The organism is Massilia sp. TSP1-1-2, assembly GCF_049896185.1.
Taxonomy (GTDB): domain Bacteria; phylum Pseudomonadota; class Gammaproteobacteria; order Burkholderiales; family Burkholderiaceae_D; genus Telluria_A.
Window position 1 is genome coordinate 1 of record NZ_JAFCTU010000052.1, and the last position, 25366, is coordinate 25366.

General features: G+C 62.4%; 26 protein-coding genes and 4 tRNA genes. 11 read left to right on the plus strand and 19 right to left on the minus strand.

Features of this window, described 5'->3' with window-relative positions:
• Positions 1–94: 94 nt before the first annotated feature.
• The 6 genes from ACP7BV_RS25575 to ACP7BV_RS25600 form a co-directional block, all read right to left on the minus strand.
• Entirely contained in the window at positions 95–436 is a 342-nt protein-coding gene (locus ACP7BV_RS25575; RefSeq protein WP_426107708.1) for a hypothetical protein, read from the minus strand.
• Positions 437–577: 141 nt separating this feature from the next.
• Positions 578–1381, minus strand: coding sequence for a hypothetical protein (locus ACP7BV_RS25580; protein WP_426107709.1), 804 nt, complete (start codon positions 1379–1381; stop codon positions 578–580).
• A gap of 30 nt (positions 1382–1411) precedes the next feature.
• Entirely contained in the window at positions 1412–2047 is a 636-nt protein-coding gene (locus ACP7BV_RS25585) for a hypothetical protein (RefSeq protein WP_426107710.1), read from the minus strand.
• The gene (locus tag ACP7BV_RS25590) at positions 2047–3231 is read right to left on the minus strand and encodes an exo-alpha-sialidase (protein ID WP_426107711.1); all 1185 of its coding nucleotides are present in this window, start codon (positions 3229–3231) and stop codon (positions 2047–2049) included. Before ACP7BV_RS25590 ends, ACP7BV_RS25585 begins: the two co-directional genes overlap by 1 nt.
• 172 nt (positions 3232–3403) lie before the next feature.
• Positions 3404–3685 carry a helix-turn-helix domain-containing protein gene (locus ACP7BV_RS25595; protein ID WP_426107712.1) on the minus strand — a complete coding sequence of 94 codons (282 nt, stop codon included), beginning with the start codon at positions 3683–3685 and terminating at the stop codon, positions 3404–3406.
• 200 nt (positions 3686–3885) lie between these two features.
• Positions 3886–4071: a hypothetical protein gene (locus tag ACP7BV_RS25600; protein WP_426107713.1), complete on the minus strand. Its 186-nt coding sequence runs from the start codon at positions 4069–4071 to the stop codon at positions 3886–3888.
• Between the two features lie 477 nt (positions 4072–4548).
• Here ACP7BV_RS25600 and ACP7BV_RS25605 point away from each other — a divergent pair.
• The 5 genes from ACP7BV_RS25605 (at position 4549) to ACP7BV_RS25625 (ending at position 5653) form a co-directional block, all read left to right on the plus strand.
• A tRNA-His gene (locus ACP7BV_RS25605) sits at positions 4549–4624 on the plus strand.
• Between the two features lie 32 nt (positions 4625–4656).
• Positions 4657–4732, plus strand: a tRNA-Arg gene (locus ACP7BV_RS25610).
• Positions 4733–4741: 9 nt separating this feature from the next.
• Positions 4742–4816 (plus strand) — tRNA-Phe (locus ACP7BV_RS25615).
• A gap of 53 nt (positions 4817–4869) precedes the next feature.
• Positions 4870–4946: transfer RNA gene (locus ACP7BV_RS25620), tRNA-Cys, on the plus strand.
• 140 nt (positions 4947–5086) lie between these two features.
• Complete coding sequence (locus tag ACP7BV_RS25625; protein WP_426107714.1) at positions 5087–5653, plus strand: HNH endonuclease; 567 nt, start codon at positions 5087–5089, stop codon at positions 5651–5653.
• A gap of 15 nt (positions 5654–5668) precedes the next feature.
• On the opposite strand, the gene ACP7BV_RS25630 is transcribed toward ACP7BV_RS25625, so the two are convergent.
• Entirely contained in the window at positions 5669–8203 is a 2535-nt protein-coding gene (locus ACP7BV_RS25630) for a diguanylate cyclase domain-containing protein (protein ID WP_426107715.1), read from the minus strand.
• A 188-nt stretch (positions 8204–8391) separates the two neighbouring features.
• Here ACP7BV_RS25630 and ACP7BV_RS25635 point away from each other — a divergent pair, with 188 nt between their 5' ends.
• Positions 8392–9150: an OBAP family protein gene (locus ACP7BV_RS25635; RefSeq protein ID WP_426107716.1), complete on the plus strand. Its 759-nt coding sequence runs from the start codon at positions 8392–8394 to the stop codon at positions 9148–9150.
• 97 nt (positions 9151–9247) lie between these two features.
• On the opposite strand, the gene ACP7BV_RS25640 is transcribed toward ACP7BV_RS25635, so the two are convergent.
• From ACP7BV_RS25640 to ACP7BV_RS25670, 7 genes are read right to left on the minus strand one after another with little or no spacing between them, the layout of a single operon-like run.
• Positions 9248–10369 carry a glycosyltransferase family 9 protein gene (locus ACP7BV_RS25640; RefSeq protein ID WP_426107717.1) on the minus strand — a complete coding sequence of 374 codons (1122 nt, stop codon included), beginning with the start codon at positions 10367–10369 and terminating at the stop codon, positions 9248–9250.
• Positions 10366–10938 (minus strand): D-glycero-alpha-D-manno-heptose-1,7-bisphosphate 7-phosphatase, encoded by a 573-nt coding sequence (locus tag ACP7BV_RS25645; protein ID WP_426107718.1) that lies wholly within the window; start codon positions 10936–10938, stop codon positions 10366–10368. The genes ACP7BV_RS25640 and ACP7BV_RS25645 overlap by 4 nt, the downstream gene beginning before the upstream one ends.
• Positions 10935–11768 (minus strand): SDR family oxidoreductase, encoded by an 834-nt coding sequence (locus ACP7BV_RS25650; RefSeq protein WP_426107719.1) that lies wholly within the window; start codon positions 11766–11768, stop codon positions 10935–10937. Before ACP7BV_RS25650 ends, ACP7BV_RS25645 begins: the two co-directional genes overlap by 4 nt.
• Positions 11769–11780: 12 nt before the next feature.
• Positions 11781–13088, minus strand: a complete 1308-nt coding sequence (locus ACP7BV_RS25655) for a glycosyltransferase (protein ID WP_426107720.1) — start codon at positions 13086–13088, stop codon at positions 11781–11783.
• A gap of 50 nt (positions 13089–13138) precedes the next feature.
• Entirely contained in the window at positions 13139–14113 is a 975-nt protein-coding gene (locus ACP7BV_RS25660; protein WP_426107721.1) for a glycosyltransferase family 4 protein, read from the minus strand.
• Positions 14114–14122: 9 nt separating this feature from the next.
• The gene (locus ACP7BV_RS25665) at positions 14123–15127 is read right to left on the minus strand and encodes a glycosyltransferase family 2 protein (protein ID WP_426107722.1); all 1005 of its coding nucleotides are present in this window, start codon (positions 15125–15127) and stop codon (positions 14123–14125) included.
• A 10-nt stretch (positions 15128–15137) separates the two neighbouring features.
• Positions 15138–16898 (minus strand): ABCB family ABC transporter ATP-binding protein/permease, encoded by a 1761-nt coding sequence (locus ACP7BV_RS25670; protein ID WP_426107723.1) that lies wholly within the window; start codon positions 16896–16898, stop codon positions 15138–15140.
• Between the two features lie 293 nt (positions 16899–17191).
• Between ACP7BV_RS25670 and ACP7BV_RS25675 the strand changes: the two genes are divergently transcribed.
• The 3 genes from ACP7BV_RS25675 (at position 17192) to ACP7BV_RS25685 (ending at position 20912) form a co-directional block, all read left to right on the plus strand.
• Entirely contained in the window at positions 17192–18682 is a 1491-nt protein-coding gene (locus ACP7BV_RS25675; protein ID WP_426107724.1) for a trypsin-like serine peptidase, read from the plus strand.
• Positions 18683–19063: 381 nt separating this feature from the next.
• Positions 19064–20533 (plus strand): trypsin-like serine peptidase, encoded by a 1470-nt coding sequence (locus tag ACP7BV_RS25680; RefSeq protein WP_426107725.1) that lies wholly within the window; start codon positions 19064–19066, stop codon positions 20531–20533.
• Between the two features lie 106 nt (positions 20534–20639).
• Entirely contained in the window at positions 20640–20912 is a 273-nt protein-coding gene (locus ACP7BV_RS25685; RefSeq protein ID WP_426107726.1) for a carboxypeptidase-like regulatory domain-containing protein, read from the plus strand.
• Positions 20913–21002: 90 nt separating this feature from the next.
• Here the strand turns inward: ACP7BV_RS25685 and ACP7BV_RS25690 are convergent, their stop codons facing one another.
• The 4 genes from ACP7BV_RS25690 to ACP7BV_RS25705 all read right to left on the minus strand — a co-directional run bounded on the left by ACP7BV_RS25690 (position 21003) and on the right by ACP7BV_RS25705 (position 23076).
• Positions 21003–21914 (minus strand): alpha/beta hydrolase, encoded by a 912-nt coding sequence (locus ACP7BV_RS25690; protein ID WP_426107727.1) that lies wholly within the window; start codon positions 21912–21914, stop codon positions 21003–21005.
• Positions 21915–21987: 73 nt separating this feature from the next.
• Complete coding sequence (locus tag ACP7BV_RS25695; protein ID WP_426107732.1) at positions 21988–22167, minus strand: helix-turn-helix domain-containing protein; 180 nt, start codon at positions 22165–22167, stop codon at positions 21988–21990.
• A complete protein-coding gene (locus ACP7BV_RS25700) occupies positions 22168–22566 on the minus strand; it encodes a PAS domain-containing protein (protein ID WP_426107733.1) in 399 nt (132 codons plus the stop codon).
• Positions 22567–22608: 42 nt separating this feature from the next.
• Positions 22609–23076 carry a hypothetical protein gene (locus ACP7BV_RS25705; RefSeq protein WP_426107728.1) on the minus strand — a complete coding sequence of 156 codons (468 nt, stop codon included), beginning with the start codon at positions 23074–23076 and terminating at the stop codon, positions 22609–22611.
• Positions 23077–23391: 315 nt separating this feature from the next.
• On the opposite strand from ACP7BV_RS25705, the gene ACP7BV_RS25710 reads away from it, so the two are divergent.
• Positions 23392–23814 carry a KGG domain-containing protein gene (locus ACP7BV_RS25710; RefSeq protein WP_426107729.1) on the plus strand — a complete coding sequence of 141 codons (423 nt, stop codon included), beginning with the start codon at positions 23392–23394 and terminating at the stop codon, positions 23812–23814.
• 80 nt (positions 23815–23894) lie between these two features.
• Positions 23895–24302 (plus strand): hypothetical protein, encoded by a 408-nt coding sequence (locus ACP7BV_RS25715; RefSeq protein WP_426107730.1) that lies wholly within the window; start codon positions 23895–23897, stop codon positions 24300–24302.
• Here the strand turns inward: ACP7BV_RS25715 and ACP7BV_RS25720 are convergent.
• A complete protein-coding gene (locus ACP7BV_RS25720) occupies positions 24299–25195 on the minus strand; it encodes a DMT family transporter (protein WP_426107731.1) in 897 nt (298 codons plus the stop codon). The two genes, ACP7BV_RS25715 and ACP7BV_RS25720, sit on opposite strands and share 4 nt — an antisense overlap.
• Positions 25196–25366: the final 171 nt, after the last annotated feature.

The following is a 25366-nucleotide window of genomic DNA, read 5'->3' on the forward strand; positions in this document are numbered from 1 at the left end:
ATGGAATGCTGGAGGTCTTGCTTCGGGCCTTCACAGGCAATCCTATCCAGCTCGCAGCATAGCGGCTGAACAGTCACCGGCGGTTCAAGGTCCCTTACTGTGGCACGACCTTGTCCACCTTCGCTAAGACCATCAATATATCGACGCCGCTCCCACTCGCGCCTGGGTATCTGAAGTCGATGACGCGATAGTTTCCAACTTTCTTGCCACTGACGCTGACCGAAAATTCCTCCTTCGCATCCTGCGGCAGTGTCCCGGAACGGTATAGTTCAAGCGCCAGCATCGCCGGAAACCACAGACGAAGTTCGTGCCCGTCAGTCGTGAAACGTATCCGAGTTTTAGGGTACAAAAGGCTGCTTACAGTGCCTTTTTGGTACGGCTCCATCAGCATCCGAACTTCGTGCAGCATCGTTCCGTTTATGGCAATTCCCTGCATCGTGTTTTCTCAGTCATGAAGTTGGGCCAACGATTTCACAGCAAACGCATGGCTGTTGCTGCTGCGGCCCTGTAGACGGATGGTCGGCGCCGGCCGCCACAGTCGGCACCCCCGCCAGTGCGCTCACCGCCCTGCAAAACTTTACACAGCACCCATCCGGCTAACCGAGGTCAGCATCCACGCCATCAGCACCAGGAAGGCCATCACCATAATGAACAGCACCGTTACCTTGCGCGCGTCGACCTCGTGCTCGATCAGTGCCGGGCTGTCGTAGTTCGATCCAATCACATAGGCGGCAAACGCCGTCGACAGGTAGTGCGTGGCGCCAAACAGTTCGCCCAGCTCACCCTTGCGCGGATGGTCGATCAGCACGTTCGACAAGATAACCAGCAAAATGTACGCAAACGACGCTGTCAGCGGCGGCAAGTACAGGCCGAGCGACTCCACAAAGCGGCGGATCCCAGGGCGCGAGCGGGCCAGCAGCGGCAGCACCACGTTGTGAACCAGGCCGATCAGGACAATCAACTTGAGCAAGATGGTCTTATGGATACTGCCCTTCCCCAGCGCCAGGTTATGCAGATTCATTTCGGCCTGGCGGTTGTTTACCGCGAAAAATTCCGGGCTCGGCACGTTCAGCACGCGCTGGAACCAGCTAATTTCCTCCATCGCCGCCAGTGCCACAACCAGGCTGATGCCGGCAATGCCGAGCACGGCCAGCGTGCTGCGCGGCAAGCGCGTTGCGCGGTCGATGGCGACGTAGGCGAGCATGGCGGCAATCACCGTAAAGCACAGGAACTGCATCCACTCAACAATGCCATCTTCATGCAGCAGCGTGAACATGCGCGTTTCGTTGCCGGACCAGGCCACCGCCAAGGCGAGGGCGCAGATATTGATGGCGATGGCCGCCACGATGACGGGATGGATAGACCACTTGTTCGTTGTCACAGACCTTACTCCTTGTTGTTCGTAAATGTGTTAAAGCGGTGTCGACCGTGCAGCCGCAGCCACCGGAAATACGCGCCGCGTCCCCTGACGGGCCAGCGACACCAGCGCCCATCCCCACAGCAGCGGATCGATCAAGGCATCCCAGATATTGCCAGTTGGCAGGCGCAGGATCGAAAAGCCCATCATCGCCACCAGCAAGGCAAAAGCGGGGGGCATCAGCTTGCCGCGAGCCAAGGCAACGGCGCTGCCAACGGCAAGCAGCAGCCCAAGCATTGGCGCGGCGTAGGGCCCAAAGCCCCAGTAAAAAAAGCCGATGGAAATCAAGCCAAAAGCGTCGAGGTACAGCACGATGCCGCTTGCCGCAATCAGCATAGCCAGCTTGTCCGGCATGACGCGGCTGCCCGGTTTGCCGTTCAGGTACAGCGTGGCAACGCACAAGCCAACCAGCATCGCGCTCGGCCATTGAAAGGCCAGCCCCAGCCAGTAAGCGGGTGAGGCGGCGCCGGGCATGGCTTGCAACGCCACCATGACGAGCGTTAGCAACGCGACAGCGCGGCTTGATAACGCAAACCGGCGCGGCCACAGGGCCACAAAGAGCGCGGCCAGGACAATGCCCCAAGCCAGGCGAGCGTAAATAAACTGCAGTCCGAGGTCGGGCAGGTGCATTACTGTGAACTTTCGTAACTGATGCGATAGACCTGGTGCCCGATCGCCTGGCGCCGCGAAGTATAAGTGATGTGCAGTTCGTCGCCGATTTGTTGCAAGGCCGGATAGGAAAACTCTTCGTCGTTGTTGCCTTGCACAACGTCGAGCACCTGCTTCCAGGAGGCGGCGTCGTTCGAATGCGACAGGCGCAGGACGTTGCGGGCCGAATCGCCCGGCCGCACGTGGTTATTGAGCATCAGCATGCCCCCGTGCGTGAGCCGGTAAGCGGCGACCGAGCTGCTGTGGTTCCCCATCTCAAGCGGCGGCTGGTCTGCCCAGCTGGCGCCGGCGTCGTGGCTGATGGCGTGCTGCACCTTGTGCTCGTTGCCGGCGTCGCGCATCCAGGCGTGCGCTTCAGTGCCCGACGTGGCCGCCAGCGCCGGTTGCAAGGTGGTGGTGCGGGTTCCGATGCGGGTCAGCCAGCGTGGGTCTCCCTTGTCGTCGAACGCCATCAATATCGGGTATTTGATGCCAAGTTCGAAGTACGCGGGCAGCCACCAGCCGCCGTCGACCAGCGCAACCGGCGTGGTACGGATCAGGACGCTGGTATTGAACATGGGCGACATCGGCAGTACGCGCAGCACGCCAAAGTTGTCGCCCTGGTCGGTCGAGACCAGGTGCACGATGCGCGAGGCGGCCCAGCCACCTAGGCCCGTAGTGGTAACGTACAAGTGGACCTTGCCGTTGCGGTCGGTCCAGGCGACCGGGTTGCCGATGCGGCGAATGCCAAAGCCCAGGGCCTGGCCCAGCGACTCCCGGGTTGCCACTTCGCGCGTGGCGCTCCAGACACCTTTTTCAAGGCGCGACGAGTAGACCTTCACGTCCGGTCCGCTTTCGCGGCTGCCAGCCCACCAGAAAGCCATCAAGGCGCCGCCGGGCAAGGCGGCCAGGGTGCTGGCGTGCGCCGACGGCACGCCGGCCGGCATCGGAATCAGGTCGTCGGCCAGTTTGGTCAGCCTGACGTCGCCCTTGGCCGCGGTTTCGATGCGGGCCGGCGACCTCGCTTCACTGCGGTCGCTCGACCAGCGCCGCAGCTCGGCCAGGGCTGCCGCCGCGACGGCCACGCACAGCGCCAGCACGACCAGGCGCGATGCTGCTCGCTGGCGCTGCTTGTCGGTGTCCGGCCTGCTACTCTTGTTCAACATGGTCGTGTTCCTGTAAAGCGCGCGGCGCCATGTTGCGGTAGGGCAGGCGGGGTGAGAAATGGGGGATCGAGCGGGGCAAAGTCTTGGCCGGGATGGGAACTAATTGCGAAGACGAAATGGTACTGCATCGCAGAAACAAATGCGACAAACTTCATGCAGCCGGACAAGGGTTTTAGGCGGGCTCGGCCGAGACGTCCTTGAACAAGGACGAGACTGGACAGTCGAACAGCGTGGCCAATCCTTCGAGCAAGTCGATGCTCAAGGATTTGGTGCTGTTGTTGACAACGCGGGTCAGCTGCGAATGGGAAATATCCACGCCCATTGCGTTCAGCCGCTTCCACAGCTCTGTCACAAAGCGAATGTCGTGTTCAGCCATCAGCACCTGGACGCGCAGGACAGCTTTTCGTTGGGGTGCGAGTGTTCGCTTGGGGGCAGGGGCGTGTGTGTTGGTCATGGGTTTGTCGTACCTCACTACGACAGGCGCCATCATACTGCCGAACGTACTATTTTGTTTGCACCGGTCGCAAATATTGCTACCTGAAGCGTTTTATTTGCATCTTATGCAAACTATTTTCAATATTTGCTTGCCTTTCGTTTTTTGGCGTGTGAGAATGCATTCACTCGCCCAGCAATGGGCCTACACCAACACTATATTCAGGACGCAAAGTGAAAACAACGGCGCAACAACAGATGACAACCGAGCGCAATGCGCCCGGTCTGGCGCTGCTTGCGACTGTGCAGTTCGCTTCGCTTCAGCAGACCGATGCCGCCGGCGCATGCCGGGTGCAGCCAGACTTTTCCCATCGCCATGACCCCAAGCAGGCCGGTTTCCGAGGCCATTGCGCTTGGCACACACACCACATCCGAGGGGACAACCCCTAGCCGGGAGAACGAACTTCTCACCGGCTGACCGCAAGGTCAAGCTCCAGGGCTCGGATGTTCCGCAAGGACACCGAGCCCTTTTTGTTTTTCGCACTTTTTCGCACAGCTTGCAGGCAAGCCCTTTCAGTTTGAGGCCGTCGCCCGGACAACCCGGATCCGATGCATGTTCTTTGACAATTTGGACAGGTTTTTTTTGGTTCCGCCTGCATCGGTAGCGCACCCTCACGTGCGCTGCCAATGCGGAGGGGACCGGGGCAGGAACGATGTTCCCGCTCCATTCCACAAGCGCTTTCAACGGGCGCATGGCCCTGCCAGGGCCAGATTGCGCCCGAGAGTGCTTGTGCAATGTTGTTCAGTTGTGGATTAGCTCAGATGGTATGACTTTGACTCAAGTTGTCGCAGGTTCGAATCCTGCATCCACTGCCCGTTTCCATGTTGACGTTAGCTCAGTTGGTAGAGTTCTGGATTGTGATTCCAAGGGTCACTGGTTCGATCCCCGTACGTCAACCCACTTATACGCTCGCTTCGGCCAGCATTGTTTTCCCCACCGTAGCTCAAGTGGAAGAGCGCTGGTCTACGAAGCCAGAGGCTGCAGATTCGAATTCTGCCGGTGGGACCAGTTTTCATCGTGGGGATAACTTAACAGGCAAAGTGCCGGTCTGAAAAGCCGGAAATGCTGGTTCGATTCCAGCTCCCCGCACCACCTCGCACTTTCAATACCCTCCCGGTGCAGCGCTCGCGGCAACGTCCTTTCATGTGAGCTTGCCCGAGAGGTCCAAGGGCGCGGCCTGCAAAGCCGTCGTGCGCCGGTTCGAATCCGGCAGCTCACTCCATCTATTTTTCGCCCCGGCTCTGTCATATGTGGCGTTTTCGTCCAAAACCTGTCCTTTTCCTTCCCTCATTTCAACCCGGACACGGCTGAACGTCCGCGCACGCCCGTTTTCAACTAATATTGTAGTAGAGGTGATTTTTTATGACTCCGCAGATTCTCGCACTCGACATTGCCGGCAATCCATTCGACTGGATTACGGCGCAGGAAGCGATCCATTATTATGCGACCCATAAGGTTGCGTGGGAACTTGGCGAGCGCGAATTCCTGTTTCGCGGGGGCGTCTCGAATGCGGGCGTGCTCTCGACGCTCACGGTCAAGCCCATCATCGCCATCTCCGGCAGCGAACGCATGACGCGTATGCTGCGCCAGGAATTGCCGCTGGGCGACGACAACAACTTGCTGTTCGCGCGCGACCGCCACACCTGTGCCTTCTGCGGCAACGTCTTTGCACGCCAGCATCTGTCGCGCGATCACATCCTGGCCCGCACCCACGGCGGCAAGGATAGCTGGATGAATTGCGTGACGGCCTGCAAGGCGTGCAACCAGGCTAAAGGGTCCAAGTTCGTGCATGATTTCCGGCCATTGCTGTACGTGCCCTACGCGCCGTGCCGCTTCGAACACTTCATTCTCAGCGGCAGGAACGTGCTGGTCGATCAACACGACTACCTGTCGGCCAAACTGCCCAAGCACTCGCGCCTGCTCGCGTAGCAGCCTGTCGGACTGCTAGTTGCTCCAGCGGTTCTTGCCGCTGAATTTCGCCCGGTACATCGCATCGTCGGCCTTGCGTAACAGCTCTTCCACATTGGCGCCCGCGCCGGCGTGGATGGCAATGCCAATGCTGGTGGTGACGCTGACGCTGCCGTCGGCCAGGTCGAATGGGTGACGCATGGCGCCGATGATCTTGTCGGCCACTGCGCGCGTGTCGGTTTGCGGGTCGCTCAGTTCTTCGAGGATGATGGTAAATTCGTCGCCCGCCAGGCGCGCCACCGTGTCCGACTTGCGAACGGCCAGGCTAAGGCGTTCGCCGAATTTACGCAGCAGCTCGTCGCCGCTGTGGTGTCCGAGCGTATCGTTGATTTTCTTGAAGCCATCGAGGTCCAGGAACAGGACCGCCAGCGCCCGGTTGGCGCGGTTGGCGCGCAGCGTGGCGCCGGCCAGCCGGTCCATGAACAGGGCCCGGTTCGGTAAGCCCGTCAACGCGTCGTACTGCGCCAGGTGGATCAGTTTCGCTTCGACCTGTTTGCGTTCGGTAATGTCGCGCACGATGCCCACAAACGCGCGTCGCGAATCGTACTGGATTTCGTTGACAGTGAGTTCCAGCGTGAAACGCGTGCCATCCTTGCGCAAACCCGGCAGTTCAACATTGGGAGTGCCGATCACTTTTGCCTTGCCCGTCGACAGGTAGTTGCGCATGCCGTTGTGGTGCGCCTGGCGCATTTCGGGCGGCATCAACAGCTGCATCGACTTGCCGATCACTTCTGCCGGCGCGTAGCCGAAAATGCTGGCGGCAGCCTGGTTGAACGATTCGATCATGCCTTGCTCGTTCATGGTCACGATGCCTTCGCCCACGCTGCCCACCAGGGCGTTCATTTCCAGCTGCTTGTCCCGGGCCTGGCGTTCAGAACGGATCAGGCGCGCAACAAGCGGGCGAATCTGCATGCGCATCAGCAGGGCGCCGCCGAGCAATAACAGCAGCAGCACGGGGATTACCAGCTTGAGCTGGGTACGCACCACGCTGTACAGTTCAATGGAATCCTGCTTGACGACCAAGCCCAGGTTGTCCGACAGCGGCGCATACGCGGCCATCACATTGTTGCCCTTGTAGTCCAGCATGGCCAGCAAGCCTTCCTTGCCATCTACGGCCAGGCTCATCGGTAGCGGCAGGCGCGCAATATTGACGCGCTTGATCGTGTACGTGGCTTTTTGGCGGCCCGAGGGCAGGCATACCAGCGTGGCCACACGCCCGGCGCAGATGACGATTTCGCCAGTCTCGCCCAGCCCGCGCAAGTCGAACAGTTGCGTTTGCAAGATAGGCAGGCGCTGGCGCAGATCCAGCCTGGCATAGGCCTTGCCATCGGCAAGCAAGGCGATGCTGGTGTCGAGCATGATCTCCTGGTCCCAGACCAGCGCCGCTGTTTGGTGGGCGTGCCCGGGCAGTGCGAGTGCGCCGGCGCCAGGCGGCGGGACGGTTGCGCCGGCGGCGTACAGCAGTTTGCCCTGCACCGACCATAGCGCGGCGCCCAAAAAACGTGCGCGCACCAAATCGTCCATCTCAGCCATGAGCAAGGTTTTGTCGGCTTCGCTGGCGTTGCCGCCGGCAACCACGGCCGCATGCGCCGTCAATTCGCGGTCGCCCCCAGCATGCTCGGCGGCTGTGCGGGCCTGGGTGACCACGGTATAGATGACCCTGCGCTGGCCGTCCAGCCTGGACTGCAGCTTATCGCGCAGGGAACCTTCCAGTAAGGTTTGCTGGAAGACGAAGCCGGTCATGCCAGCCGTAAACGTGCTGACGCACAGAATTGCCGCGCTCATGAAGCCGATGCGGTCATCCAGCCCGAAATAGCGGGTGCCCTCGCCGCGTTGTAGATGGTGCCAGCTTGACCACATTGCCACCGCCAGCGCCAACATGGCGGCGGCGGTGTGCAGCGCCATGCGCGCCGAACGGGCCCAACCAAAAAGCTGCTCGGGCGCGAGCGTATAGCCCACCAGCCCGGTCAGGCCGATCGTGGCCACGCAAAAGATCAGGATCTGGAACAGGCGCTCCTGCGCCTTGCTCGCGATGCGCGTCATCAGGATCAGGCAGGCACCGGACAGGATAAAGCCGACGGCCGTATTGGGCGCCATGCGGCCCGGACGGATATTGCCGTCGAGCAGCCAATCCTGCAGGAGTGTCCAGTCGATGCCCAGATTGCGATCGAAAACGTGTTCAAAGAGGATCAGCGCGCCCAGGATGGACAGCGCGGCGCCGGTCATGTTGCGCAAGTCCGGCATCGGGCGCCGCAGCAGCGCCGGCAGCAGGATGGCGATGCCGGCCAGCGTAAAACACAAGGCGGTATTGACGACCATCGCCACCATGCCGTTGCCAAACTCGACCAGGACGCGCAGGTGCAGCAGCCAGCCGCTTAAAACAAGCAGGCCGAGCAGTGTGATGGCGCCGCTCAGCAGAATGGGCAACAGATGCAGCTGCGGCAAGGCCGGCGGCTCCAGGCCCGGTTTAAGGCCCGGTTTAAGGCCAACAACGGGCTTTTCTCGCTTCAACAAGCAGTCTCCTTTCGCGGTGTGTCATCACCATAACCGGAATTGAACGCTGGCATCAACAAAAATGCATCAGGAAGCCTGCGACCGGTGTCAGGGTGTTGCGCCAGGCTTTGCAACGTGATTGATCACGCAACTTGCGCGTCATGGACGGGTCATATCCATTCACGTCAACGCGAAGGGCACGTCAAATGGTCAATTCAACAACCGCCGCTCTGGCGCTGCTTGCCAGCATCGCTTGCGGCGCCTGTCTGGCGCAGACGGCGCCGGTGCCGGGCGAGCCGAAGTCGGCCAAGACAATCGCGCTCGAGGCTGGCGCCAAAGTGCTGCAGTCGGCCGCGCCGCTGCGGCCTTTCAACCTGTACATGGTCGGCTTTCACCCGATGAAAGAGCATCCCGAGCACCAGATGGAAGCGCATCACTATTGTCACCAGATGAACGAAGATTTCGCCCAGTGCACGCTCTTTGACAGCAACGGCGGCAACGCGCGCCTGAACGGCATTGAATACATCATTTCCGAAAAATTGTTCGCTACCTTGCCCCCGCAAGAGAAAGCGTTTTGGCACCCGCACAATGCCGAAATCCTGTCGGGTCAGCTGGTCGCGCCGGGTATTCCCGCGCCGGCCGAACGCGCGCTGATGCGTTCCAAAATGAACAGTTACGGGAAAACCTGGCACGTGTGGAACACCGGTCACGAAGGCGGCCCGTCTGACCAGTTGCCGCTCGGTCCGGCCATGCTGGCCTGGTCGTTCAACCGGGACGGCGAAGCCTTGCCGACCCTGGTCGAGCGGCGCGACCGCCGGCTGGGCATCAACAGCGCCGAGCTGCGCAAGCAGCGAGCCGAGCTGCAAAAGCTGGCCAGGCCACAGTCCGGGGTGGATGATTTGAAGGGCAAGTTCGCCAGACCCACCAGGGAGCTGCCGGGGGTGGTGGCCCAGCCGGCGCCTTAGCGCCTTGGCCAATTAGCCCCTTGGCCCCTCTGCCCCTCGGCACCCTGGCGTGCTAAACGTGCTAAACGTGCTAAACGTGCTAAACGTGCTAAACGTGCTAGGCGCCGCGCGCCGGCCACGGCAACCGGTCGCTTGTAGACTGGCGGCCGGGTGCCTGGTCCATCAGGCTGCAAACGGCTTGCACCACGCGCATTGGTTCCAGCTTGGACAAGCAGTCGTTGTGGCCTTCCGGGCACAAGCTCTTGTAGCAAAAGCGGCATGGCACATCGTGAAACAGCAGGCGGTGCGCCACTTGCCATGGCGTGTGCTGGGGATTGGTCAGCGCGTACAGGTCCACCAGCGGGGTGCCCAGCGCCGCCGCAATGTGGGCCGGGCCGGTATTGTTGCAGATCATCACCGTGGCCAGTTGAATGGCCGCGCCCAGTTGGCCCAGGTCCAGTTGCCCGGCCAGCGACAGCACGCGCGCGCCGGTGGCGTCGCAAATGGCGTCCAGCAAGCCCGTTTCACTCGCTTCCCCGGTCAGCACGATGCTGCCGCGGCGGCGCGCGGCCAGGCCGGAAATGACTTGCGCCCACAGGCGCGCGGGATAGCGACGCGAGGGGGCGCTGGCGCCCGGGTGCATCAGGATGAATTTGTCTTGCGCGCCGATACCGTGCGTGGCCAGCAGGCGCCGTACCTTGGTCAGCGCCGGGTCCGGCACCCGGAACGACAGGCCGGTACTCGCGCTTTGCCAGCCGATGCCAGCTACCAGGTCGAGCTGGCGTTGGACTTCGTGCCTGATCAGCTTGTCCGGCTCGGCTTCCGCCACCCAGTCCGACAACATCAGGTACGGATTTTCGCGGCAATGCGCCAGGCGCAGCGGAATGCCGGCCATGTGGCACAGCAGCGCAGCCGGCAACGGGCTCTGGCTGTAGGACGTGAAGATGACGGCGGCGTCGAACTGGCGCGCGGCAATGCGCGAGAGCATGTCGGCGTCGAGCGCCGCACCGCGGGCGCGCTCGCTTTTCATCCACGGCGCGGCGTATGCCAGCACGCCATCCAGTTCGGGAATGTAACGCGCGGCGGCCGCGCCGCTCTCGGAGGTGAGCAACGTGACCACGCGCCGCGGACCATCGCCCTTGATGGCGCGCATCGCTGGCGTACACATCAGCACGTCGCCGAGCGAATCGAGACGCACGCACAGCACATTGCGCGCGTGCTGCCATTCGGCGCGGCTCATAACCTGGCTCCCTCTTCGCCGGCAATGATCACGGCGGCCGCGTAAATGTCGGCGACCACGCGCGTGGGCAGGCGGTGGTTGCCCAGCCGCCATTCGGTTTCATTGCCGCTGTCAATTAGCATCGTGCGGCAGCCGGCGCGGTTGCCCGCTTCCACGTCGTTGAGGATGTCGCCCACCATCCACGACGCGCGCAGGTCAATGTCGTGCTCGCGCGCCGCCTGCACCAGCATGCCCGGCATCGGCTTGCGGCACAGGCAGTTGAGCGCGTACACGCCCACCTTGCCTTCCGGATGGTGCGGGCAGAAATAAAAGCCGTCCAGGCTCAGCTGTTCGCGAAACAGCAGATCGTTCAGGCGGTGGCGCACCCCGTGCAGCGCACTTTCGTCGAAATGCCCGTGCGCCAGCCCATCCTGGTTGCTGACCACGAAGAAGCGGTAGTCCAGTTTGGACAGCAGGCGCAGTGCCGCGCCGGCGCCGTTGCACAGCGATACGCGCAGTGGGTCGACATTGTAGGGAATGTTGTCCACCAGCGTGCCATCCTTGTCCAGGAAAATTGCCTTGATGCTCATGGCCAGGACGACTCGCGCATGGGCAATACGGTCAGTTCGGCAACCACGCTGCCGGCCGGCATCAGCAACACAGCGCGGATCGCCTCGGCCACATTGACGGGGTCTTGCAGGCAACCGGCGTCGATGTCGGGGAAGCGGTCGAGCAGGAAAGGCGTGCGCATGCCGCCGGCGATCACGGCGGTGACCTTGATGTTGTGCGGGCGCAGTTCGGCGTGCAGCGCGTGCGACAGGCCCAACAAGCCCCACTTGCTGGCGTGGTAGGCGCTGGCGTTGGGCCAGGCGCGCTTGGCCGCGGTGGAAGCGACGTTGACGATGTGGCCACCCCCGGCGCTGCGCATGTGGGCGGCGGCGTGCTTGGCCAGCAGGAAGGGGCCGTTCAGGTTTGTATTGATGACGCGTAGCCATTGTTCGGCGGTGAGCTCGTCGATCGGCAAGGTCTTGTCCGTGCCGGCATTGTTGATCAGAACGTCGAGCCGGCCGAAGTTGTCGAGCGCGCTGGCGATGGCTTGCTCGGCGCTGTGCGGGTCGGCCACGTCCAGTCCGATCGGCAAGGCGCGCGCGCCCATGTCGCGCAGGCGAGCTGCCACCTGCGCCGCCTTGGCCTGGTTGATGTCGGCGACCACGATGTCGGCGCCGCACAAGGCCAGCACGTCGGCCAGCGCGGCGCCCAGGCCGCTGGCCGCGCCGGTGATGAAGACCGTGCGCCCGGCGAGCGCATCGACGTCGGACTGCTGGTATGGATGGGGCTGGCGGTGCTGGTGGCTTTGGTGGCTTTGGTTGCTTTGGTTGCTTGAATTGTTTTGGTGTTCGTGATTTTGCTCTGCTGACATGCTTGGCTCCTGCTATTGCGACAGTTGGGAAGGAAACACGGCGTCGCTAACGGCCGTTTCGTAAATGGCGGCAGCCTGTTGGGCCACGGAACGCCAGGTGTAGTGCTGGAAGGCGCGCCGCATGCCCTCGTCGCCCATGTTGGCGGCGAGCTCGGGATTGGCGTGCAGCAGCGCGAGCTTGTCGGCCACCGCCTGCGGGTCGCGCGCCGGTACCAGAAAGCCGGTCTTGCCGTTGATGATGGTGCTCTTGATGCCACCCACTTCGGCGCCGATCACGGGGCGCGCGCACGCCATCGCTTCGACCGGGGTGATGCCGAACGGTTCATACCAGGGTGTGGTGACGAAAACGTCTGCCGCGCTGTAGAAGTAGCGCAGTTCGGCGCGGTTTTTCCGGCCTGCGAACTGGACTACGTCGCTCACGCCGTGGGCACGTGCCAGCGCGCGCAAGCGGGCCAGTTCGGGTGTGTCGCGCGCGCCGTTGGGCTCAGCTTCCCCGCCCACCACCACCAGCATCGCGTCCACGCCGTGGCACTGGCGCAGCGCGGCCACGCTTTCGATGACGGTGTCGATGCCTTTGCGCGGCACCATGCGACCGAGCTGAAGCACGACGAACTTGCTCAGTGGAAGGCTCAATTTCTGGCGCGCCAAACGCAGGGGAACCGGCCACAGTTCCTGAGGGTCGAAGCCGCAAGGGACGATGTCGATGCGCTCACTAGGCGCGCCGTAAAGCTGCTCCATATCCAGCCGGTCTTGCGCGCACTCGGCAATGATGCGGTCGGCGTCATGCATCAAGCGCTGTTCGATGTGCAGGCGCACCGGAGGAAAGGCATCGGCCGCGCCCTGGGCCAGGCGGCGCACCTGCCCCAGCGCGTGGAAAGTAATGACGAACGGAATGCCCAGTGCGTGCTTGAGGTGCTGGGCAACCATGCCCGACATAAAAAAATTGGCATGCACCACGTCGTACATGGCGCTTTGGCGCCGCGCAAAGCGCGCCACGAAGCGGGCAAAGGCATCCATGTAAGGCAGTAAGTGTTCCTTGGGAATGTGATGCGCGGGTCCGGCGGGCACGTGCACCACGCGAATGTTTTCGCGCCACTGGACGACCTGCTTGTGCAGCATGGAATCGCGCCGCGTAAAGATGTCCACCAGGTAGCCGAGCTGGGCGAGTTCGCGCGCCAGGTGGGCGACATACACGTTCTGGCCGCCGCTGTCGATGCCGCCCGGGGGCGCCAGCGGCGATGCATGGTCGCTCAGGATCGCAACGCGCCGAACCGCGGTGCTGCTGGCGCACCTGGCCACATGCTTTTCATCGAATAACATGGTCATTCCTTGTGAGGTTCTTGACAGTGTGCTGGTGGCGGGCAAAGAGGCTATCCAGAACCGGGCCGGCGCGCCGCCCTGATGCCGGTGACGTCGCGCAATGCGCGGTCCCAGTCGGCGGAAAAGCGGGCGATACCAAAGCGTTCAAGCGCGCGCCGCCGGGCGTGCGCGCCAAGCCGGCGCGCCAGCAGCGGTTCGCGCAGCAGCGCTTGCATGTGCGTGACCAGCGTGGCCGGATTGGTGTCGATGAACCCGGACTGGCCGTTCTCGATGACGGTCGCCATTTCCGTGGTGGCCAGGGCCACGACTGGCATGCCGACCATCATCGCTTCGATCACGGCCAGCCCGAGGCTGGTGTAGCGGATCGGGTTGAACATAAAGCGGTAGCGGGCCGCGAACGCCGGCAGCTGCGCGTGCGCGACTTCGCCAAGGCCGTCGAGTTCTTCGGCGGCCATGCCGACCAGGTCGAGCGGCACTTGCGCGCGCGCTCCCTGGAAGATGTCGCCACCCAGCCGGCGCCCGCGCCGGGCAAGGTGGTTGATGACGACCAGCCCGCGGGCGAGTTCGCCACTGTAGGCGACGTGCTCGGGCACCAGCACGCCGTGCTCGATGACGCGCGTGGGCGTGCGTGCGCTGTCGTACATCAGCGCGTTAAAGTGCGACACGTGCACCAGCAGCACGTTGGGGTCATCAACCAGATGCGGCATGTCGGTCGGATGCGCGCGCGGCGGGTCGTGCTCGATGTAGATGCGGGGCAGGGCGCGCTGCTGCGCGCTTAAAAATTCGTACTGGTCTTTCTCGTACTGCTGGTCGTCCTGGAACACGATGCAGTCGAACTGCTCGTGGCGCGCCCTGTCGGCTGGCATGTCGTGGACATTGGCGCCCCATGGCATTTGACCGCTGCGCCCTGCGTAGCCGGGCGGCCGGTCCGGCTTGGAGAGCACATAGAACGCGTGCGGCGCCTGCGTGAGGTAGTACAGGTAGCTGCCGTGGGTGTGCCAGGTCAGGATTTTGAGGGGGCGCATGCTGGTTCCTCAGGCGAAACGAACGCGAAAGCGGACGGCGCCGGCCATGCGCCAGAATACGGCCAGCGGGGGAATCAGCGCCGACGTGAGCACCATTTCGGCCACGTGCGAAACCCGGCGCGAGGTGCCGCGCAGGCGGCGCGCGCATAGCCGGCCCGTCATGGCGAGCCAAGCGGCGCCGGCCGCCGCAGCCAGGACGCTTGCATGCGCGGCCGGCGCGCCCAGCGCAAGCGCCAGCAGCGCTACGATGGCGTAGTAATCCCAGCGCGGCGTGGCGCGGATTTTTTCGCGGTAGCGTTGCGGATGCTTTTTGTAGAGCAGGGCGTCAAAGGCGATCTTGCGCATCTGCAGCAGGCTGACACCCCACGGCGCGGGTCGCACCGGGTGGATCACGATGGAGCGCGGCGCGCGCACGATGGTCGCGCTCATGTCGAGCAGGCGGAAGTACAGGTCGCTGTCCTCGCGCCACGGGCGGCGAAAGCGTTCGTCGAACCCGCCCAGCGCAAAGAGCACCGACTTGCGCAAAAAGCAGCTGGCCACGATGAATTCGGACTGCTCGTGCAGGCTTGTGTTGCGTTCATAGTCGGTGGGATGCGTGGGCAACGGAATGTCGATCTGGCCGCAGACGGCGTCGGTGCAATCGTCAATCACGGCCAGCCCTTGCGCCAGCCACGATGGCATGGCAATGGCGTCGTCATCGGTGAAGGCGACAATGGGGCGTGCCAGGCGCCAGCCCACGTTGCGCGCCGCCGCCGGGCCGCGCGCGCCATGCTTGGGCACGTAGCGTAGGTGCAGGCCGCGCGTAGCGGCGCACGCGCTCCACATGGCTGCCAGTTGGCGCGTGTGGTAGTCGGGAGCGTCGTCGACGATGATGATTTCGTACTCGCAAGGCAACAGCGTTTGATCGAGTAAGGCGTCGATGCAGCGGCCGAGCAGGTGCACCCGATTGCGCGTGGGCACAACCACCGACACGAGAACTGCCGGCGTACCCGACGCTGCCAAAGTTGCCGTCATTAATGCCTCCCTATGATGATGGGCGATGCAAGGTTTCCGCATCGCGCTGTTGAAGCAGCCACAAGTGCGCATACAGGCCGCCTCGGCGCAACAGTTCCTTGTGGCTGCCTTGCTCGGCAATGCGGCCACGGTCCATGACGATGATCTCGTGCGCGCGCACAATGGTCGACAGACGATGCGCGATGATGAGAGTAGTTCGATTGCGCGACAGGCGGTCCAGTTCCTGCTCGATGGCGTGCTCTGAATCTGAATCAAGTGCGGAGGTTGCCTCATCGAAAATAAGGATGGCCGGACTCTTCAAAATGGCGCGGGCGATGGCGATGCGCTGCTTTTCGCCGCCCGACAGTTTCACGCCGCGCTCGCCGACGGCCGTGTCGTACTGGTCGGGCAGGGCCGCGATCAATTCATGGATATGCGCAGCCTTGCTGGCGGCCACGATCTGCTCGAACGTGCTGCCGACGCGTCCGTAGGCAATGTTGTAGCCGATGGTGTCGTTAAACAAGGCAGTTTCCTGCGGCACCACGCCGATCGCCTCGCGCACGCTGCCGGGGCTGAGCTGGGCGATATCCTGGCCGTCGATCAGGATGCGCCCGCCCGTAGGCGCATACAGGCGCAGCAGCAAACGCGCCAGCGTCGACTTGCCCGACCCGCTGCGCCCGACCACGGCCACCGTGCGCCCGGGCGCAATGCGCAAGCTCACGTCGCGCAGGATGGGGCGCGCCGGATCATAGTGAAAGCTGACGTGCTCGAACACGACGTCGCCGCCGCCCGCTTGCAGGCGCGGCAGCGACGGCGAGTCCGGCAGGTCGGGCTGTTCGCGCAGCAATTGAAACAGGCGTTCGGCATTGACCCAGGCGTCGCGCGCCTCGCGGTAGACAAAGCCGAGCGCATTGAGCGGCAAACACACTTGCAATGCGTAGGCATTGACCAGCACCAGGTCGCCCACGCTGATGCCGCCGCGCCATACTTCGTCGCCGGCCAGCAGCATGATGGCCGCCACGCCGGCGCCGATCACCAGGCTCTGGCCCACGTGCAGCGTGAACAGCGCGCGCTGGTTGCCCATGCCGGCCTCCGTCCAGCCTTGCATCAAGGTACGAAAGCGCGCCGTTTCCAGCGCCTCATTGGCGAAAAACTTGATCGTGTCGTAGTTGATCAAGCTGTCGGCGAGCTGGCTCTTGGCGCCCGAGTCGAGCTTGTTGACGCGCCGCTGGTAGAGCACGCGGCGCGCCGTAAACAGCAGCGTAAAAACGGTGTAGGCAACGAACATCAGCACGATGATCGCCGCATACCACGCGCTGTAGCGGGTGAGCATGATGGCCAGCACGAGGCCGATTTCAATCAGCGTGGGGACAATCGTGAACAGGCCCACGCCGAGCAGGAAGGCAATGCCGCTGGTGCCGCGGTCGATGTCAGGCAGCAAGCCGCCGATCTGGCGCTTGGCGTGAAAGGCGGCGCCAAGCGCATGCAGGTGGGCGAACGTTTTTTCGGCGTAGGTGGCGACCGTGCGCAGCGTGACGCGGACAAAGAGCAGGTCGCGCAATTCGTTGAACAGCGTGCTGAGAAAACGCAGCAGCGCGTAGCCGGCCAGCAGATAAAGCGGCAAGCGCGACAGCTGGTCGGGGTGTGATAACGCGTCGATGATGCGCTTGAGAACCAGCGGGACGGCGACCGTGGCAACCTTGGCCGTGACCAGGCACAGCAGCGCAGCGAGGATACGCCAGCGATACATCGACAAGACGTGCCGGATGTCGGCCGCGATTTTTTTGTTCATGCAGGCTTGGACCGGACAGCGGCCGTGAAGCTCCCTGTTCTGGCGTACGTCAAACGAATCGCGTACGGCTGACGTTTATCGGTCGCGGCAGCAGCCGTGCGTTGCACGCCGGGTCAGCACCGCCCCTTGATCCCCTTGCATCTCGGCAGTTAGAGGAAAGGATTGCGAACGCACAAATGCACGCCGTGTTCGCCAATTACGATGGCTGGCCGTCAGCAGAAAATCAATGCAGACACCTTATTGCTGATGCGTAAAACCTTCCTTTATTAGCGATAGTTCATTGGAGATACAACATGAATGAAGCAGGCTATAACTTTCAATCTGACGACAATGCAATCAGTTCAGGCCCGCCCAACGGCAGCACGTATGCCGACGGAACGCAAAGTGCACAGCAACAACGTACCCAGCAATACAGTGCCCAGGGGAACGACTACACGGACGTGCCCAGTTCAAGCAGCTTTTTGCGTCCCCAAAACCTGACCAGGCCAGGGAACCTGTTGCCTCCCAAGGGCGGGCAATTTTTCTCTGAAGAAAGTGCAGGGGAAGCGGCGCTGGAAGTTTTTGCCGCTGAATCGGGCGCCGAGTCGGCCGAATTGAACGCGGAGATGGGCAACCCCGCCGCACAGGAAAGCGGCGCGGAAGGGGTACTGGAAGCGACTGCGGCGCAGTTGGAGGCAGCCAACGCCGAATCAGCTGCCGAGTCCGGGAGCGCGGAAGGCTTGTTCGACGTCATCAGCGGTATCGCCGGCAGCTTGTTCGAAACGGGCGAGGTGCGCGAAGCCGGCTCGGCGGTCGAAGGGCAGAGCGCGCCTTCGCACGAAGAGTTCTTTCCCTTGTTTGCTGCGCTGATTCCGACGCTGGTGTCGGCCATCGGCCCGACGGTGGCAAAAACGTTGGTGAAGTCGCTCTCGCCTCTGGCGCGCCAGGGTATCAAGCGCGCCGCCAGCGCCATCCTCCCAAAGGGCGGTCTCGGCAGAAAGCCGGCCAAAAACATGTTCAGCATGTTTGCCAAGCTGCTGGAGTCGGCAGCTGCACAGGAAGGCGGCGAGGCCACTGAAAGCGGGGCCGAGGTCGGCCCTGAAGTAACGTCGCTCTTGAGCGAGGCTGCTTCGACCATCGAAGTCATCATCGGCACGGATGACCGCAAGAAAATCTATAATCCTGGCGGCGATCCTTGGCGCCGCATCTGCCTGCTGCGCATCACCTTCCCCGACGGCCAAGTGTTTCGTGGGACGGGTTTTTTCATCGGCAGTCGGGCCCTCGTCACGGCCGGACACTGCGTGTACCTGCACGACCATGGAGGATGGGCCACCAAGATCGAGGTCAGCCCCGGCGCAAACGGCGCCGTACGGCCCTACGGCTCGGTCGTATCCACCACCTTCCGCTCGGTGAGTGGCTGGGTCAACAACAAAAAGCCCGAGTGCGACTATGCCTGCGTGGTGCTGCCGACGGGCGCCTTCAACGGGCGCAATCTGGGCAAGTTCGGCTTTGGCGTGTTCGATGGCCAGCAATTGCTGGCCAAGCCGGCGGTGCTGTCGGGCTATCCGGGCGACAAGCCTCTGGAAATGTGGGGCATGAGAAGGCGCATCAAAACGGTGACAAGCAAGACCCTGATCTACGATATCGATACGGTGGGGGGCCAAAGCGGCGCTCCCGTGTATATCAAGCTGAACGGACAGCGCTTTGTTGTCGGCATCCACAATTACGGCAATGCCGCCGGCAACTCCGCCACGCGCGTGACCCAGCCCGTGTATGAGCGCATGAAGCAGTGGAGCATGTTGTAATTTTCGTTGAACGTAGCTGAAATCCACCCGCTGCGGCGGGTGTTTTCCTGGGTGCCGTCGGGCACCTCCACGCCGTTCGCCCGGTGCGCGCGGCTCCTTCCGCGCCGCGCTCCCGCGCCACAGCCAAGCGCACCATGCCATCGCGCCAGGTGCGCCGTCCCTCACTAAAAAGCCCTTGCCAGCGGCGAACACTGTCATCCGCCCATCGCGCGAACCGCGTCGCACAGGGGAGGCTTGCCAGCAGTTCCGTATCGTGTTTGCGAACGCACAAACTCCGGTCGAAATACCCGCATAGGATGAACTTTCACTAGCCAACATCAATACCCAGGGTCGGCGTTAGTGCAGCAACTTCCTTCAAGCAAGTTCACAGGAGAAAAGACCATGAACGAATCTGGCTATACCTATCAAGCCGATGACGCTTCAAGCAATTCAAGCATTCTCAACGGAGACGGTCGCCTGCATGCGGCTCAGAATGCGCCACAGTTGAACCAACAAGGCGACGAGCTCGACGCAGCTGGCGCCGGTGCCGGCTTTCACATGCCGGCGCAAGGGCGCGTCCCGGCCAAGCGCGACGAAGGTGGTCCGTACGTCGCCGAAGAGGTGAGCGGCGAGGCGCTGGTTGAAATCACGGGGGTCGAGTCGAGCGCGGAATCGATCGAGCTCAACACCGAAGTTGCCAACCCCGGTGCAGACGGTGAAAGCGCGGGAGGCTACTTCGAAGCGACGCCTGAACAAATCGAGGCAGCGGGCACCGAGGAATCTGGCGAGGCGGGGCTGGAAGAAGGTCTGTTCGACGTGATCGGCACCAGCGCCCCGACCTCATTCGAAACGGGCGATGTGCATGAGGCAGGCTTTCTGCTCCATGGCCAGCAAGCAGGCTCCCAGCAGGAGTTCTTCGGGATCTTCAGCGCGTTGATTCCCACCTTCGTCACCAACATCGGTCCGGCCGTGGCAAAACGGATCATCCAGGCGCTTACGCCGCGCGCGCTGGCGGTCGTCAAGAGCGCGGCCGCCACGGTTTTAACCAAGCCGGGCGGCATGAAAATGCCTGGAAAAAACCTCTTTCCCCTCTTGGCCAAGGGGCTGCAAGCGGCGGCGGCGCGGGAATTGATGGAAGGTGTCGAAGCCGGCGTCGAATTGAACGAGGCGACGGAAGCGCTGGCGCTGGAGGCCGCCTATTCGATTGAATCCATTATCCAGAAAGATCAACGCAAGCAGATCAAGAATCCCGCCAGCGATCCATGGCGCCGCATCTGCCTGCTGCGTATCACCTACCCGAATGGCGAGACGGCGCGAGGCACGGGCTTTTTCATCGGCAACCGCACCTTGATGACGGCCGGGCATTGCGTCTACATGCGCGATCAGGGTGGTTGGGCCAGGAAAATCGAGGTCGTTCCAGGCGCCGACGGAAACACATGTCCTTATGGCGTGGTGGTCTCCAGCAGCTTCCGCTCTGTCAAAGGATGGGTGAACGGTCAAAAACCGGAGTGCGACTACGCCTGTGTGGTGTTGCCGACCGGCTCATTTAATGGACACGATCTGGGTAAATTCGGCTTCGGCGTCTTCGATGGCCAGCAACTACTGGCCAATTTCGCGGTACTGGCAGGGTACCCCGAAGACAAACCGCTGGAAATGTGGGGCATGAAACGGCGGGTCAAGTCGGTCACGCCCAAAACCTTGATCTACGATATCGATACCTACGGCGGCCAAAGCGGCGCGCCCGTGTACATCAAGCGCAATGGCAAACGCTATGTGGTCGGCATCCACAATTACGGCAGCCTTGCCGGCAATAGCGCCACGCGCGTGACCGCGGCGGTGTTCGACCGGATGAAAAACTGGAGCGCCCTGTGACCGCCGGACGCTGATCCGGCCAAGCCAGGCGTCGATCCGCACTGCCTGGCCAGCGCCCGCCTGGGCGGGCGTCCTTTCCAAGTATTTTTTCGGGAACGGGTTCATCATGGAACAAGATTTAACTGGCAGTTTGCAAGGTCGCGTGCTGCTCAAGGCAACTGGCGCACCCGTTGATGGCGCCACCATTGTGATTGTGCGCGGCGCAGGTCCTTTCCCCGACATGGCGCCGCTGACTGGCAGCGATGGCCATTTTTCGCTCGATGGCCTGGCTGCCGGGGAGTGGGTGCTGGGTGCCTACGGCGTCAGTGGCGAGCAGGGCCAGGGGCGCGCCAGCGTGCTGCCCGACTCGGTCGCCCAGATAGTTATCCAGGTCGCTTGAGCCGGACGGGTCGCGTTGTTGCTGCGCCACGCTGGCGCCAGCGCGGTACGCGTTTGCGCGCGTTGCCGCGTGCACCACATGAAGCGGCGTTTATTGCGCTGTGTTGCGCAGAGTGTCCCGCGCGGTGTCGCGCCCCGCGTCGCTCTTGATAAAGGCGTCGATATCGTCGAGCGTGGGGGCCAGCACGCGCAGCGGCGCGGCCAGCGAGCCGACCAGCGTCACGTGATTGACACGGGCGTAATAAATTTCTTTCACGAACACATTGTTAGCGCGCAGCTTGTTCGCCAGCCCGCCCGTGTTGCGCACAGGATTGACCAGCGCATCGGTGCTCGCCGCGATCAGCAAGGCGCGCGGCGACTCCCCGCTGACATGGTTGATCGGCTGCGAATCCACGGGCGTATTTGGGAAATGAAACACGGGCCGCGTGCTCGTATTTTCAATCGGCAAAAAGTCATACGGTCCGGCCAGGCCGATCCAGCCGCGCAGTGCCGACGCCTTCATGCCATGCTTGGCAAGATAGCGCGGATCGAGCGCCACCATGGCCGCGTTGTACGCCCCGGCGCTGTGCCCCATCACGTATAACCGCTTGGGGTCGCCGCCAAAGCCGGCGATTTCGCGCGCCGTCCATGCCACGGCCTGCGCCGAATCGTCGAGAAAATCCGGATACTTCACTTCGGGATACAAACGATAATCGGGAATCACCACCACATAACCGCGCGAGGCCAGCGCGCGCCCCACGAACGCGAAGTCGTCGCGTTCCCCCTTGACCCAGTTGCCGCCCATGAAAAATACGACCACGGGTGCGTTCGCAGCCGCTTTTTCCGGGGTGTAAATATCGAGCTTGTGGCGCGGATTGCTACCGTAAGGCACGGCCGCGCTGGTGCGCAAGGCACTGCCAGGCGACAAGGCATTGAGCGTTCCCAGCGGCGAACAGGCGGCCAGGCCGCCAAGGATGGCAACGCCGGCCGCGACCGCGATCAAGGTTCTTTTGAGCAGCTTCATGTAATTCCCGTGCAAGATGTGTAGCGGATAATTATAGCGATGCAAGGGAAACTCCAGAGCACGCCAGAGCCTGCTACTTGCGATGGCAATGCGAGCGGTATTGCACCGGGATCATTCCCGTATGCGACTTGAACTGGCGGCTAAATGCACTGTGATCGGTATACCCGCACGCATAGGCGATGTCGGCAATGCTGTGGGTGCGGTCGGACTCGATCATGCCCATCGCCGCGCCCAGGCGCGGCTGCAGCAGCAGCTAGCGCGGCGGATAGTGAAACACGCGCTGGAACAGGCACTCCACGTGCGAGAGCGAGAGCCCTTCGGCGGCGGCCAGCGCTTCCATGCACACATTGGCGTGGTAGTTCTCGCCGATGTGCCGGGCAATGGCCGCGATCTTGCGGTACACCGGGTGCAGCTCGTCGGCCAGGCCCAGGTCCTGCGAGGTGCCCGCCAGGCCGACGATGGCGCCGCCCTCGTCGCGCAGCGGCACTTTGTGGGTGATGCACCAGCCGCCGCTGCGGGTGGGGTACAGGTGCAGTTCCAGATGCTTGCTGAGCGCCGCGCCGCTGTCGATCACGCGCCGGTCCTGCGCCATAGGGCGCTCAGGTGCATGGCAAAGATCCCGGATGAGTAACGAGTCCCCCCATGTTTCCAGTCACTGCGGGACGCTGGCCAGCGTCGCCGACGACGTCCTCAGTTAATCTGGCGTCCCGTCGTCGCGCCGTCCAACGTTGCTTTGTTCCGACTGGCGGCTAGCGGCATCTTGCGCGGCCGACTGTCGGTTGACCCGGTTCGACAGGCCGGTATCGTCATCCATATTTTCATCGGCGGCAAGCTTGCCGCTGCCGCTGCCGCTGCCGCTGCCGCCGGCGCCGGGGCCTCGAGGCAGGCCGCCTGCCATGGCATCCGATTTTGCCTGCGCCGGCTGCCCTTGCTGCTGGCTGCCGGTTTGCGAACCGGTGCGGTCAGTGCTTTGCTGGCCCATCTGGGAATCGATTTGCGAGCCGCCCTGATCTTGCCGCTGTTCGCCCTGCTGTTGCTGCTGCGGGTTCCCTTGTTGGGTGAGGTCTTTTTCTACCGTGCCACCACGCGATGACGAGACGGTTTTTTCATTCCCGCCGTTGTCCGTTTGATTGTTGCCCTGGCTGCGTTGATTCGAGTTCATGGTCTATTCCTCCAAAAGTGTGGTGTATCGGGTGCGTCGTCTGAGGCCGCATTAGCGCCGGGAATATGCATCATGCGCGTGGCCTGGGGCTGCTTGTATCAGAGTAGGGAGCGTAGTGATGTAGGACGATATGCAGGCTTTTGCCACCAGAGGTTAGTTCGGTTTCCCAGGTCCATTTCTACCTGCTTCTTGTCCTACAAATCAGGCTAACCCAGTCCTATAGCAGCGCGCTGTCGTGCTGCCTAAGATGATCTGCCCGAGCGCTCATCGCCACCCTGCCGGATGGGCTCGGATAAACGATCCAAGGAGATAATCATGGCAACCAGCAAAGAGGGCAACAAGCAAGGTGGCAGCCGGGGCGCACAGGGCGGTTCCAGCAACCGCGGTTTTGCTTCGATGGACCCGCAACGCCAGCGCGAAATCGCCAGCGAAGGTGGCAAGGCAGCGCACGAGAAGGGGACTGCCCACGAATTCACGTCTGAAGAGGCGCGCCGCGCAGGCAGCATGAGCCACGGCAACCGGCAGGCGGCGAAGTCGGGTTCGGGCAGCGTTGACCGGCAGGAGCCGGGCAAGCAGGAAGGCAACAAGCAGGAAGGCAACAAGCAGGAAGGCAACAAGCAGGAAGGCAACAAGCAGGAAGGCAACAAGCAGGAAGGCAACAAGCAGGAAGGCAACAACCAGGGCGACAAAAAACGCGCGGGCAGCAAACAGGAAGGTGGCGCCAGCAAGCCGCGCTAGCGACGGGCGCAAGCAAATTGCTCAGCACGCCCGTGATGCGGTAAAATTGCCGCGCGTTTTTAATCTCCCAGAGGTATGTCGTGGCAAAACAAGCGGTGATCCGTGAAGTAAAAAGCATGGCCCTGTCGTGCGACAAGGTCGGCAATGTGCTGTTGGTAAAGTTCTCCATGTTGAGCGGCGCCGACGCGTGCGTCCTGATGCCGGCGCACATTGTGTTCTGGCTGCTCGAACATATCCCGGTGAACCAGGATCCCAATTTGCCGGGCCCGGCGCCATACCCGCAGATTTATGGGGAAGACTGGGACGATCTGCGCACCCCGCGCGTACTGACGGTGCAATGCAAGCAGTTTGCCGACGCAATCCGCATGGAACTGGAGCTGGACCGCACGCCGCACCTGAACGTGCTGCTCAATCGTACGAATGTGGAATTGCTGCGTCAATTTCTCGAGAACTATCGCGGTAGCCTGATGGACCTGGGCGTCTTTTAAGCTTGGGGGCGGACGCTTTGTCCGTCCGCTGTGCTTCCCCGCACGGTTTGCCCGATCCGCTGGTTGCCCAACATGCTGGTCAGAATCAGCGCCATGCCGAGCCACTGCAAAGGGCCGAGCTTGGCGTTGAACAGCAGCAGGTCGGTCGCCAGGGCAACCGCCGGATAAATGAACGACAGGCTGGCAATGGTTTCGGCGCGCAATCGCTGGAACGCCCCATACATCAGGTTGTAGACCAGCCCGGTATGCACCAGGCCCACCACCAGCAGGCTGCCCCAGGCTTGCGCTGAAAACTTCCCCACTTCAAAAGTTGCCATTGGCGCCAGCACGATCACGCCGATGACCAGTTGTAACCCTGCAATTTGCGCCGGCGGATACGCCTTCAGTTTGCGCGTGGCCAGCGTGGCAAGGGCGTACAGGAAGCCTGCCGCCAGGGCCAGCAAGACACCTTGCAGCAAGGCCGGTTGATGTGCGTTGACGTTGATGCCGCTGGTCAGCGCCACCCCCACGAACGCGAGCAGCAGGAAGGGCGCCTGCCGCCAGTCGGGCGCCTGGCGCTGCGCCAGCGCCGCCAGCAGCACCAGCATGAACGGTTGCACGTGATAGATCACGGTGGCAATAGAAATGCCGCATAGCGAAAACGCCGAAAACAGGCACAGCCAGTTGCCGATGATGGCTGCAGCGCCGGCGGCGATCCAGGCCCCGGCGCTGCGGTCGAGTTTGGTCCAGCCGCCGGTGTACCAGAGCCACCCCAGCAGCGCCACGGCCCCGATCAGGCAGCGAAACAGCACCACCGTCAGCGGCGACTGCCCGCTGAAGACGGCAAAGGCGCCGATCGTACCCGACAGGCCCATCGCACTGACCATCCTCCACACGCCGCCTGACTTGTCCATTGCATTCTCCCCTTAGAAGCAGTCAGTATGCATTGCCATTACCGCAGTAACAATACGGGTAAAATGCAAAGCATTGTTGACCCTGCGGCAAAGGTGGGCGGTTTCAAATACCAAGCGCAACACTGGGTTAATTAACAGTGTCAGTCGGATGTTGCAGCAAGGCTATGTGCT